The sequence below is a fragment of the Rhizobium sp. S163 genome (assembly GCF_030380805.1).
Taxonomy (GTDB): Bacteria; Pseudomonadota; Alphaproteobacteria; order Rhizobiales; family Rhizobiaceae; genus Rhizobium.
In genome coordinates, this window is record NZ_JAUDSA010000018.1 from 89172 (window position 1) to 100815 (window position 11644).

General features: G+C 64.6%; 10 protein-coding genes. 8 read left to right on the plus strand and 2 right to left on the minus strand.

Going from position 1 to position 11644, the window contains the following annotated elements; genetic code table 11:
* Positions 1-78: 78 nt before the first annotated feature.
* Positions 79-3006, plus strand: a complete 2928-nt coding sequence (locus tag QTL96_RS15935) for an aminotransferase (RefSeq protein WP_289728373.1) — start codon at positions 79-81, stop codon at positions 3004-3006.
* A gap of 6 nt (positions 3007-3012) precedes the next feature.
* Here the strand turns inward: QTL96_RS15935 and QTL96_RS15940 are convergent, their stop codons facing one another.
* Both QTL96_RS15940 and QTL96_RS15945 read right to left on the minus strand, forming a co-directional pair.
* The gene (locus QTL96_RS15940; RefSeq protein WP_289728374.1) at positions 3013-3516 is read right to left on the minus strand and encodes an SRPBCC family protein; all 504 of its coding nucleotides are present in this window, start codon (positions 3514-3516) and stop codon (positions 3013-3015) included.
* A 5-nt stretch (positions 3517-3521) separates the two neighbouring features.
* Entirely contained in the window at positions 3522-3866 is a 345-nt protein-coding gene (locus tag QTL96_RS15945) for a metalloregulator ArsR/SmtB family transcription factor (RefSeq protein ID WP_018899165.1), read from the minus strand.
* Between the two features lie 117 nt (positions 3867-3983).
* Here QTL96_RS15945 and QTL96_RS15950 point away from each other — a divergent pair, with 117 nt between their 5' ends.
* The 7 genes from QTL96_RS15950 (at position 3984) to QTL96_RS15980 (ending at position 11637) form a co-directional block, all read left to right on the plus strand.
* Complete coding sequence (locus QTL96_RS15950; RefSeq protein ID WP_289728375.1) at positions 3984-4625, plus strand: dihydrofolate reductase family protein; 642 nt, start codon at positions 3984-3986, stop codon at positions 4623-4625.
* Positions 4626-5147: 522 nt separating this feature from the next.
* A complete protein-coding gene (locus QTL96_RS15955) occupies positions 5148-5342 on the plus strand; it encodes a hypothetical protein (protein ID WP_018899167.1) in 195 nt (64 codons plus the stop codon).
* Between the two features lie 170 nt (positions 5343-5512).
* Entirely contained in the window at positions 5513-6508 is a 996-nt protein-coding gene (locus tag QTL96_RS15960) for a P1 family peptidase (protein WP_289728376.1), read from the plus strand.
* 42 nt (positions 6509-6550) lie between these two features.
* Positions 6551-7468 (plus strand): LysR family transcriptional regulator, encoded by a 918-nt coding sequence (locus QTL96_RS15965; RefSeq protein ID WP_289728377.1) that lies wholly within the window; start codon positions 6551-6553, stop codon positions 7466-7468.
* 173 nt (positions 7469-7641) lie between these two features.
* On the plus strand, positions 7642-9171 hold the full coding sequence (locus QTL96_RS15970) for an ABC transporter substrate-binding protein (protein ID WP_289728378.1): 1530 nt from the start codon (positions 7642-7644) through the stop codon (positions 9169-9171).
* A gap of 653 nt (positions 9172-9824) precedes the next feature.
* Positions 9825-10772: an ABC transporter permease gene (locus tag QTL96_RS15975; protein WP_289728379.1), complete on the plus strand. Its 948-nt coding sequence runs from the start codon at positions 9825-9827 to the stop codon at positions 10770-10772.
* Position 10773: 1 nt separating this feature from the next.
* The gene (locus QTL96_RS15980) at positions 10774-11637 is read left to right on the plus strand and encodes an ABC transporter permease (protein ID WP_289728380.1); all 864 of its coding nucleotides are present in this window, start codon (positions 10774-10776) and stop codon (positions 11635-11637) included.
* The last annotated feature ends 7 nt before the right edge of the window (positions 11638-11644 follow it).

Sequence of the window (11644 nt, forward strand, 5' to 3'; positions counted from 1 at the left end):
CGATCCCTTGCTTGCCGATAGCAAGCTGTCGATTATCTGCTTATTGTGCAGGATCGAATCGTGCGGTGGGGGAATGCCATGACCGATGAAACGCTTGCTCAGCGTCTCGAGCTTCCGCGTCCAGATGTGACGGCCGAGGAAGCTGGAGACATCCTGCAGTCGCGTTACGGTTTGTCCGGCCAGCTGAGCGAACTCGGAAGCCAGCAGGACCGCAACTACCGCGTCGATACCGGCGATCAGACCTACGTCCTGAAGATTTGCCACATGATCTACGAGACGATCGAGCTCGAGGCGCAGAATGCCGCGATCCGTCATCTCGCCGGCATCGAGGGCGCGCCGCGCGTGCCCCGCGTGGTCGCCTCCACCGATGGCCAGGACATCGTCGCCGTCGTCGTCCGCGACCAGACCTATCAGGTTCGCCTGCTCGAATATCTCGAAGGTGAGGGCCTCACCAAACCTTCGTATCTCCCCGGGCACTCCGTGGCGGCGCTGGGCGCGCTCTGCGCCAATCTCGCCCGGTCGCTGGCCGATTTCGATCACCCCGGCCTCGACCGCAACCTGCAATGGGACTTGCGCCGCGCCGGCCCGGTCGCCGTCCAGCTCCTGTCGGCGATCACCGATGGCGCCGCGCGCGACCGCATCGCCAAGAACATGGTCGCTGCCGTTCGCCGCGTGCAGCCCTTCGCGCCGGCGCTGCGCCTGCAGGCCGTCCACCATGACGTGACCGGCGACAATGTCGTCAGCCGCCGTGACGAAAAGGGCCGCCTCATCCCGGATGGCGTCATCGATTTCGGCGATATCATCCGCGGCTGGCTGGTCGGCGATCTCGCCGTCACCTGCGCCTCGCTGCTGCACCAGGCCGATGGCGACCCCTTCTTCGTGCTGCCCGCCGTCAAGGCCTATCACGAGGTCTATCCGCTGAAGGAAGAGGAGCTCAGGGCGCTCTGGCCGTTGGTCGTCGCCCGCGCCGTCATTCTGGTGGCGAGCAGCGAGCAGCAGATCTCCATCGATCCCGAAAACGAATATGTCCGCGCCAATCTCGTGCTTGAGCAGCGCATCTTCGATACCGCCATCGCCGTGCCCTTCGATCTCATGGAGACGGCGATCCTGAAGACGGCGGGCATCGAACTTCCCACTGTTGCGACCGAGCACTGGCATCCGCTGCTGCCCGATCTCGATCTCCAGAACATGCTCTATGTCGACCTCGGCGTCGAAAGCCAGCACTTCGCCGCCGGCAATTGGGGCCAGGGCGACATGGACTGGCGCCTGCTCGCCCGCGCCGCCTCCGAGGCCGATGCCGCCGCCACCCGCTACGGCGAATACAGGCTGTCGCGCGCCCGCCTGCTGAGCGCCAGGCCGTCGGCCACCTACGCGCTGCATGCCGATATCTGCCTCGCCGCCGGCAGTGCGATCGCGGCCCCGTTCTCGGGGCGCATCAGCTGGCAGAACCACCATCTGGTGCTCGAGGGCGCCGATATCGGCCTTCATCTCGACGGTCTCGACCCATCGGTCGAGGATGGCGCCGAGCTCGAATCAGGCCAGGCGATCGGCGTGGTCTCTGGCGAACAGGGATCGCTCGGCGGCTTGCGCGTGCAGCTCTCGACGTTGAAGGGTGCCGAGCCGCCGCTCTTCTGCACGCCCGCTGAAGTCTTCGCCTGGTCGGCGCTTTGCCCGTCGCCAGCAGCCTTGCTTGGCAAGGGCGTCGAGGCGCCGAAGCCTGTCGACGCGGAAATCCTTGCCGTTCGCACGGCCCATTTCGCCGCGGCCCAGAAGCATTATTACGAGATCCCGCCGCGCATCGAGCGCGGCTGGAAGGAATATATGTTCGATGTCGAGGGCCGCGCCTATCTCGACATGGTCAACAACGTCACCATCCTCGGCCACGGCCATCCGCGCCTGGCCGATGCCGTCGGCGAACAATGGCTGCGGCTGAATACCAATTCGCGCTTTCACTATGCAGCCGTCGCCGATCTCTCCGAACGGCTGGCGGCTCTGGCCCCCGAAGGTCTCGACACCGTCTTCCTGGTCAATTCGGGGTCGGAGGCCAACGATCTGGCGCTGCGGCTTGCCTGGGCCCACACCGGCGCGCGCAACATGCTGAGCCTGCTTGAGGCCTATCACGGCTGGTCGGTGGCGAGCGATGCCGTCTCCACCTCGATCGCCGACAATCCGCAGGCGCTGACGACGCGGCCCGATTGGGTCCATCCGGTCGCTGCGCCCAACACCTATCGCGGCGAGTTTCGCGGCCCCGATTCGACCGGCGACTATCTACAGAGCGTTCTTGCCGCGCTGGAGCTGATCGACGCCAGCGGCGAGCGGCTGGCGGGCTTCATCGCCGAGCCGGTTTACGGCAATGCCGGCGGCATCGCGCTGCCGCATGGTTATCTCGCCGCCGTCTACGGCCAAGTGCGGGCCCGTGGCGGCGTCTGCATCGCCGACGAGGTGCAGGTCGGCTATGGCCGGCTCGGCCATCATTTTTGGGGCTTCGAAGAGCAGCAGGTGGTGCCCGATATCATCACGGTCGCCAAGGGCATGGGCAATGGCCACCCGCTCGGCGCCGTCATCACCACGCGGGCGATCGCCGATTCGCTGGAGAAGGAGGGCTATTTCTTCTCCTCGGCCGGCGGCAGCCCGGTCAGCTCCGTCGTCGGCATCACCGTGCTCGACATCATGGCCGACGAGGCGCTGCAGCAGAACGCCCGCGAGATCGGCGATCGGCTGAAGGGCCGGCTGGTGACGCTGATGGATCACCATCCGCTCATCGGCGCGGTGCATGGCATGGGGCTCTATCTCGGCGTCGAGTTCGTCCGCGACCGCGAAACGCTGGAGCCGGCGAGCGAGGAGACGGCGGCGATCTGCACGCGCCTGCTCGAGCTCGGCGTTATCATGCAGCCGACCGGCGATCACCTCAACGTGTTGAAGATCAAGCCGCCGCTCTGCCTTGCCGCCGAAAGCGCCGATTTCTTTGCCGACATGCTGGAAAAGGTGCTGTCCGAGGGCTGGTGAGCGGCCTTATTCGGCCGCCTCACCGCCTGCCTGGCCATCCAGCCAGGCCACCAGTCCGTCAAGCGTCTGCAGCCCGTATTCGACGGCGCCGAAGCCGATGACGAACTGACGCCGCGCGCGGGTGGGATGCAGCTGGCGCATGGTCAGCACCGTCTTGCCGTCGGTCTGCTCGTCGAAGGTCACCGTCACCCGGAAGCGATCGGGGTCCTCGGGGTCGGGCGTGCCGTAGTCCATGACGATCCGTTCGTTGGGCACGATTTCGAGAAAGCGCATGAGATTGGGGAAGCGCTGCTCCCGGCCTTCGAACATGCCCACCATGTCGAACCGCCACACGCCGCCTTCGCGAATATCGGCCTCGATGCTCTCGATCGCAAGGCCTGCGGGGCCATACCATTGCGCCAAGGCATTGGGGTCCATCCAGGCCGCGAAGACCCTGTGGCGGGGATGATTGATGACCTTCACCAGCACGATTTCCCGGTCCAGCGACCAGCTGTCAAACGGATCTGCCATGTGCTTCAATCTCCTCCCACTTCATCTTGCGTATTATCGAGATAAGTCTCCAGGCGATCCAGCCGCTGGCTCCAGCGCAGCCGCTCGGACGCCATCCAGTCCGCCGCCTCGTCGAACCGCGCCTGCACCAGGCGGCACCAGCGGCTGCGGCCGCGCTTTTCGCTGGCGATCAGCCCGCAATCTTCAAGCACCTTCAGATGCTGGACGAAGGAGGGCAGGGCCATGTCGAAGGGCTCCGCCAGGATGCTGACCGATACCTCGCCCTCGGCCAGCCGCGAGACCACCGCGCGGCGCGTGGGGTCGCTGAGGGCGTGAAAGGCGAGGTCGAGCGGGGTCGAGTGATAGGGCATGTCGTTTTCTACGGCAGGCCGGATTGCGGGTCAATATTATAAAGGTACTTGCCTTAGTAATTTGATCTGATACAAAGGTAATGGCCTTAGTATTTAGCCTGTGAGGAGGATAGCACAATGGCAGTCCGTATCGATCTCATGATCTCGCTGGATGGTTTCGCCACGACGACCGACCAGACACCCGAAGTCCCGTTCGGCGAGGACTGGCCACGGCTCGTAGGCGCTTATGCCGCCACGCGGACCTTCCGCGAGCGCGTGTTCAAGGACACAAGCGGCAGCGGCACCACCGGCCTAGACGATGACTATGCGCGGGCCTATTTCGAAAATATCGGCGCCGAGATCATGGGTGCCGGCATGTTCGGCCTGCACAATTTTCCCGATGATCCGGACTGGCGCGGATGGTGGGGCGACGAGCCGCCCTTCGGTTGCCCGGTCTTTGTCCTCACGCATAAGCAGCGCCCGTCGATCGAGATGTCCGGCGGCACGACCTTCCACTTTCTCAGCGCTGATCCCGTCGATGCGCTGGCACAGGCGACGAAGGCCGCCAACGGCAAGGATGTGCGCGTCGGCGGCGGGCCGACGGTCGCGCGCGATTTCCTGAAAGCCGGTCTCGTCGATCAGCTTCATGTCGCGATCACGCCGATCCTTTTGGGTCGCGGCATTCGCCTGTGGGATGATCTGCGTGGCCTCGAAGCGGGTTACACGGTCAAATCCGAAACCGCGCCTAGCGGCACGATCCACCTGACTTTCAAGCGTTAATCGCTTGCCGGTGCCCGTTAACCATTTCGGTCATTTCGCGGCTTACCGACTTTTAATCAAAAGCCCATTGCCGGAATCAGACGCACTCCCTATCTCTGGCTGCGAGCGACAGAGAGTTCCGTATCGTCATACCAAGTGCACAAAGACCTGCTAATGGTCTTCTCGTGAATTCGGCTTTGGCGGAATGATATTTTCCTAATCGCCGACATTTTGACACGTTTCGGAATATGTTTCCGACAGTCCGTTATGTATTCTCTACAAATAAAGTAGATTATACGGAACGCCAACCGCCGGTCCCGGCATGCCCGGGGCCCGAAGCAAGCACGACGCAGAAGAAAGGAATGAGACATGAACGACTTTGATATTCTTGCCACGCTCCTGACGCGCCCGGTGCTTGGCAGTGACCGTCCGGGCGCTCTCTCCCGCCCGAACTGTCGAATGTGACCTTCGTCCCCCCTTAAACGGTAAAAGACAAGTCAATTCGCCATCGCCGACGCACTCCGCGCGGCAGGAGTTCTATGCATGAAAAAAGAAGTTATCGAATACGCAGGCGTGCCCGTTGGCATCGTCATTCCGGATGAAAACCGGCTGAAATTCATCGCCGTGAAGTATCACGTCCACGATCTCGACGAGCAGCACTTCAGCTCGCCGGCCGAGGTCAAGCACGCGATCCACGATCTGATGACCCGCCGTCATCCCAAACCCATCCATGCCTGAGGGCATGGTTCGATGCCGGCTTGAAATGGCCGGGCGAAAACAATTCGAGGATATCTGACCGGTCCCGCCTGAAGCGGGGCCGGTCTTGTTTTTTGCCCTCCCATATCGTCCTATCGCCTCCTGCCGATCGCCCATCTGCGAAAAGCCCACCGACGAGAAGGACGCCGCACTTGCTCAATCTGCTCACCGATATCGAAGGCCTTTCCGTCGGCCACGCCACGGATCTCGGCCTCGGCTCCGGCGTCACCGCCATTGTTTTCGATAAGCCGGCGGTGGCCTCCGGCGTCGTGCTCGGCGGTGCGCCGGGCGGCCGTGATACCGCGCTGCTCGATCCCTCCATGGCGGTGACCGAAGTCGATGCCTTCGTGCTCTCGGGCGGCTCCGCCTTCGGGCTCGACGCGGCCGGTGGCGTCCAGGCCGGCCTGCGCGCCATGGGCCGTGGCTTTCCGGTTGGAAACCAGCGCGTGCCCATCGTCCCGCAGGCGATCCTGATGGACCTCCTGAACGGCGGCGACAAGGATTGGGGCCTGCAATCGCCCTACCGCGATCTCGGCTACGAAGCCTTCCGCGCTGCCGCGAAGGGTTCGTTCGCGCTCGGCACCGTCGGCGCCGGCACCGGCGCCACCACCGCGACCTTCAAGGGCGGCCTCGGCTCGGCCAGCGCCCGCTCGTCGGCTGGCCACACCATCGCTGCCATCGTCGCCGTCAATGCGCTTGGTTCCGCCACGGTGGGCGAGGGGCCGCATTTCTGGTCGGCGCCTTTCGAAGAGGACAATGAATTCGGCGGCCTCGGCCTTCCGCAGGCAATCGGCGCGCGCGATACCGCCATGCGCCTCAAGGGCATGAACACCACCGCCACGACCATCGGCGCCATCGTCACCGACGCGGTGTTGACCAAACCCGAAGCCCATCGCCTCGCTGTCATGGGCCATGACGGGTTTGCTCGGGCGCTGTTGCCGGCACATCTGCCGCTCGATGGCGACACCATCTTCTCCGCCGCCACCGGCGCCAAGCCACTCGGCGGCCTGCCTGAGTTTCTGGAACTCTGCCACCTCGCCACTCTTGTGATGGCCCGCGCCATTGCCCGCGGCGTCTATGAGGCGACGGCGCTTCCAGTGGAAGGCACCCAGCCGGCATGGCGGGACCGCTATGCCGATCGCCTGTGATGGATTAGAGGATGGCATTGGTCCGAATGCGGAGACGGTGAGATGCAGATACGCGCCCTGATGTATTTCGACGAACTGGTCCGCACCAATTCGATGCGCCAGGCCGCCGAAAACCTGAACGTCGCGCCGACAGCGATCAGCCGCCAGATCGAAAACCTCGAATATCATTTCGGCGCGCCGCTGGTGGAGCGCAGCGCCCGTGGCGTCAAGCTGACGGCCGCCGGCGAGCTGCTCGCCGCCCGCGCCGGCCGCACCCTGCGCGAGCTCGATCATGTCGGCCAGCTGATCGAGGACCTGAAGGGCCTGCAGGCCGGCCGCGTTGCCATCCACGCCAATGGCGCCACCGTCGCCAATCTCTTGGCGCCGGCGCTGGCCGAATTCAGCCTCAAATATCCCAAGCTGCATTTCGAGGTCACCATCTCCAGCGCCCGCCAGGCCGTCGAGGCGGTCAATGGCGGCGAGGCGGATATCGCCGTCACCCTGTTTGCGCCGGCCGTATCGGGCACTAAGGTCCGCCTGCGCTCCGAGATCGCCTACGACCTGATCGTCGCGACAGGCCATCCGGCGGCCGAGCGGCAGGAGGTGAACCTCAAGGATATAGCCGACTATCCATTGGCGCTGCCCGACCAATCTTTCGGCTTCCGCCAGGCTTTCGATGCACTCTTCGAAAAGGCCGGGCTGAGCTTCGATGCTGTCTTCGTCACCAGCTCGCTGGAGATGCTGAAGGAGCTGGTGCTGAGCGGCGCAGCCGCCACGCTGCTTCCGGCGCTGACGGTGCGCCGTGAGATCGAGGCCGGCCAGCTCCGCGCCGTGCCGCTGGCGCCCAGAAGCGCCATCCGCACCCATGTCGATCTCTGCGTCGCGCCCGATCGCCAGCTATCGTTCGCCGCCTCCAAGCTTCTCGATTTCATCGAGCGTTTCATGCGCGAGCGCGCCGGCGGTCCGGTCAGCAAGGGCTGAGCGGATGCCCGGCCGCCAGCAGGCGGTGTTGGGCTTGCATCGAGCGGGAAATTCCTGTGTAGCTCTTTTGGCTGCACTGAGCACACAAAATCGTCATTGTGTGTGCACAGGCGCAATGACACTCTATCGGCAATCGGCCAGTTGCAGCAAGCGGCGGCCATGAAGGGGACATGATGATCAAGCTTTCGCTCGCGCCTTCCGCGCGCCTCGTTCGTCGTCTTTCGCTTGGGGCCGCCGTCTCGGCCGGGCTGGTGATGCTGAGCCTGACGCCGGCTGAGGCCGCCAAGACCACGCTCAGCCTCGGCATGACCATCGAGCCCACGGGCCTCGACCCGACGATCGCCGCCCCCGTCGCCATCGGCCAGGTCACCTGGCAGAACGTCTTCGAGGGTCTGGTGACGATCGACGAGGCCGGCAAGGTTCAGCCGCAGCTGGCGAAAAGCTGGGAAATCTCAGCCGACGGACTGACCTATACGTTCAAGCTGCGCGAAGGCGTCACCTTCCACGACGGACAGGCCTTCGATTCCGCTTCCGCCAAATTCGCGCTCGACCGCGCCCGCGGCAAGGATTCCGTCAACCCGCAAAAACGCTTCTTCGCCTCCATCTCTTCGATCGATACGCCCGATGCGACAACCTTGGTGCTGCATCTCTCTGAACCCACCGGCAGCCTGCTTTACTGGCTTGGCTGGCCGGCCTCCGTCATGGTGGCGCCGAACTCGGCGGCCGACGACAAGACCAAGCCCGTCGGCACCGGCCCCTTCAAGTTCGTCAGCTGGGCCAAGGGCGACAAGGTCGAGCTGGAAAAGAACGCCGGCTATTGGAACAAGGATGTGTCGGTCGCCCTCGACAAGGTGACTTTCCGCTTCATCGCCGATCCGCAGGCGCAGGCAGCGGCGCTGAAATCCGGCGATGTCGACGCCATCCCCGAATTCGCCGCACCCGAGCTGATGACCTCGTTCGACGGCGACGCCAGGCTGATGACCAAGATCGGCAACACTGAGCTCAAGGTCGTGGCCGGCATGAACAATGCCGAAAAGCCCTTCAACGACAAGCGCGTGCGCCAGGCGTTGATGATGGCGATCGACCGCAAGACGGTGATCGACGGCGCATGGTCCGGCTTGGGCACCCCGATCGGCAGCCACTACACGCCGAATGATCCCGGCTATGTCGACCTGACGGCCAAGCTCCCCTACGATCCGGAAAAGGCGAAGGCCTTGCTGACAGAAGCCGGCTACCCCGATGGCTTCACCTTCACCATCAAGTCCCCGCAGATGGCCTATGCGCCGCGCAGCGCCGAGGTCATGCAGGCCATGCTCGCCGAAATCGGCGTGACCATGACCATCGAGCCCACCGAATTCCCGGCCAAGTGGGTCCAGGACGTGATGAAGGACCGTTCTTACCAGATGACCATCGTCGCCCATGCCGAGCCGATGGACATCGACATCTATTCCCGCGATCCCTACTACTTCAACTACAAGAACCCTGATTTCAACGCGCTGATGAAGAAGGTCCAGGAAACCACCGATCCGGCCGCGCAGGCCAAGATCTACGCCGAAGCCCAAACCATCCTCGCCGACGACGTCCCGGCTCTCTTCCTCTTCGTCATGCCCAAGCTCGGCGTCTGGGACAAGAAGCTGAAAGGCCTCTGGGAAAACGAGCCGATCCCCTCGAACGTGCTCACCAACGTCTCCTGGGACGAGTAGGTGACGGGAGGGTTTGTGTTGGTGGGAGAGGATGGAGAGGTTGGGGTAAGCGATACGCTGACGGCAAGCACCGAGCTTGCGGCCCCCCCTCATCCGACCCTTCGGGCCACCTTCTCCCCGTTGGGGCGAAGGGGAGGTTGGCGCGAGTGGCTGACCCCGAGTCTCTTCTCCCCAACGGGGAGAAGGTGCCGGCAGGCGGATGAGGGGGCCACACGCGCAAAGTTCACCTACAGCCGAGTCGCCAACAGCCATCTCCTTGCCCAGGTTACCCCCCTCTGCCCTGCCGGGCATCTCCCCCACAAGGGGGGAGATTGGCTTGGCTCACCCGCTCGCTCCACTCTCATTGTTTGGCGTAAACCTCACCACTTGCCGATCTCCCCCCTTGTGGGGGAGATGTCCGGCAGGACAGAGGGGGGTATCCCGCCCACCGAGCCCGCGGCCCCCTCATCCGGCTGCCGCCACCTTCTCCCCGCTGGGGAGAAGAGACTCGTAGCGGGCAGCTCGCTCCATCTTCCCTTCTCCCCAATGGGGGTCCGAAGGACGGGTCGAGACCAGCGGCTCGACCCCGGTCAGTGGCCCGAAGGGTCGGAGGAGGGGGCCACGCGCGCTGACATCACCATCAGCCGCCCTGCACCCACCTCAAGAGCCGCCGCATGATCGCCCTCGTGCTCCGTCGCGTCGCCGGCCTCGTCATCACGCTGCTCGTGGTCTCGCTGCTGATCTTCGCCGTCATGGACATGCTGCCGGGCGACCCGGCCTCGATCATGCTCGGCACCTCGGCCTCGCCGGAAACGCTGGCGGCGCTGCGTCACGAACTCGGCCTCGACCGCTCGCTCCTGATCCGCTACGCCGAATGGCTGGCAGGCGTCTTCACCGGCGATCTTGGGCGCTCCTACACCTATGGCGTCCCCGTCGCCGGCCTCATTCTCGAGCGGCTCGCCGTCACCCTGCCGCTCGCCCTCATCGCCATCCTGCTCTCCGTGGCGATCGCCATCCCGCTTGGCGTCACCGCAGCCTCCAGGCGCGGCGGCATTGTCGATGCGATCGCGGCCGTCGTCTCGCAGGTCAGCATCGCCGTGCCCGCCTTCTGGGTGGCGCTGCTGTTGATCATCCTGTTTTCGACCACGCTCGGGCTGATGCCGGCGGGTGGTTTTCCGGGCTGGAGCGCGGGTGTCTGGCCGGCGCTGAAGGCCCTGCTGATGCCGGCAGTCGCATTGGCGCTGCCGCAGGCAGGCGTGCTCACCCGTGTCACCCGCTCGGCGGTGCTGGATACGCTGCACGAGGATTTCACCCGAACCGCCCGCGCCAAGGGTCTGTCATCAGCCACCGTGCTCTGGCGCCATTCGGTGCCCAATGCGCTGGTGCCGATCCTCACCATCCTCGGCCTGCAAGCCACCTTCCTGGTGGCCGGCGCAGTCCTGGTCGAGAATGTCTTCAATCTCCCCGGCCTCGGCCGTCTCGCCTATCAGGCGCTGTCGCAGCGCGATATTGTCGTCATGCAGGATGTGGTGCTGTTCTTCGCCGGCCTTGTCATCCTCATGAACTTCCTGGTCGATCTCTCCTACCTTGCGATCGACCCGCGTCTGAGAAAGGGGATCTGAGATGGCGCCCCTGGTCTCGACCACAACAAATGTCGGCCGCCGACGCATGCGCGACGTCAAGCGCGTCAATCTCATCATCGGCGCCGCGATCGTCGCGTGCCTCGTCGCCATCGCGCTGCTGTCGCTCGTCTGGACGCCACTGCCACCGGCCAAGATGCAGATCATCCACAAGCTGCAGCCGCCGCTCGGCTTCGGCCTTCTCGGCACCGATCAGCTTGGCCGCGATGTGCTCTCCATGCTGATGGTCGGCTGCTGGAATTCGCTCTCGATTGCCATCGTCGCCGTCGCTATTGGCGGCACGCTCGGCACCATCGCCGGCCTTGCCGCGGCCGCCTTTCGCGGCATCTTCGAAACGCTTCTGATGCGCGTCTGCGACGTCATCTTCGCGCTCCCGCCGATCCTCTCGGCGATGATGCTCGGCGCCTTCCTCGGCGGCGGCCGGCTGACGGCGATCGCTGCCATCGCCACCTTCCTCATTCCGGTCTTTGCCCGTGTTGCCCTGGCAGGCGCGCTGCAGGCCTGGAGCCGCGATTACGTGCTTGCCGCCCGCGCGCTTGGCAATACCCGGCTGGCGATCTCGCTCCGCCACGTGCTGCCCAATATCATGAGCCAGCTCATCGTTCAGGTGACCATCCAGCTTGGCCTCGCGGTGCTCACCGAAGCGGGCCTCAGCTTCCTCGGTCTCGGCCTTGCCCCGCCGGCGCCGAGCTGGGGGCGGATGTTGGCCGATGCGCAGACCTATCTTGCCCTTGCCCCCTGGCTCGCCATCCTTCCCGGCCTTGCCATCGCGCTCTCCGTCCTCGGCTTCAACATGCTGGGCGACGGCCTGCGCGACCTGCTCGACCCTCGCGAGGCCAGCCGCTGATTGAGCA

What these genes read in the sequence shown, in the direction of transcription:
- QTL96_RS15935 (WP_289728373.1), top strand. Translation starts at nt 79, where the DNA reads ATGACCGATGAAACGCTTGCTCAGCGTCTCGAGCTTCCGCGTCCAGAT.
- QTL96_RS15940 (WP_289728374.1), bottom strand. Translation starts at nt 3,516, where the DNA reads ATGGCAGATCCGTTTGACAGCTGGTCGCTGGACCGGGAAATCGTGCTG.
- QTL96_RS15945 (WP_018899165.1), bottom strand. Translation starts at nt 3,866, where the DNA reads ATGCCCTATCACTCGACCCCGCTCGACCTCGCCTTTCACGCCCTCAGC.
- QTL96_RS15950 (WP_289728375.1), top strand. Translation starts at nt 3,984, where the DNA reads ATGGCAGTCCGTATCGATCTCATGATCTCGCTGGATGGTTTCGCCACG.
- QTL96_RS15955 (WP_018899167.1), top strand. Translation starts at nt 5,148, where the DNA reads ATGAAAAAAGAAGTTATCGAATACGCAGGCGTGCCCGTTGGCATCGTC.
- QTL96_RS15965 (WP_289728377.1), top strand. Translation starts at nt 6,551, where the DNA reads ATGCAGATACGCGCCCTGATGTATTTCGACGAACTGGTCCGCACCAAT.
- QTL96_RS15970 (WP_289728378.1), top strand. Translation starts at nt 7,642, where the DNA reads ATGATCAAGCTTTCGCTCGCGCCTTCCGCGCGCCTCGTTCGTCGTCTT.
- QTL96_RS15975 (WP_289728379.1), top strand. Translation starts at nt 9,825, where the DNA reads ATGATCGCCCTCGTGCTCCGTCGCGTCGCCGGCCTCGTCATCACGCTG.
- QTL96_RS15980 (WP_289728380.1), top strand. Translation starts at nt 10,774, where the DNA reads ATGGCGCCCCTGGTCTCGACCACAACAAATGTCGGCCGCCGACGCATG.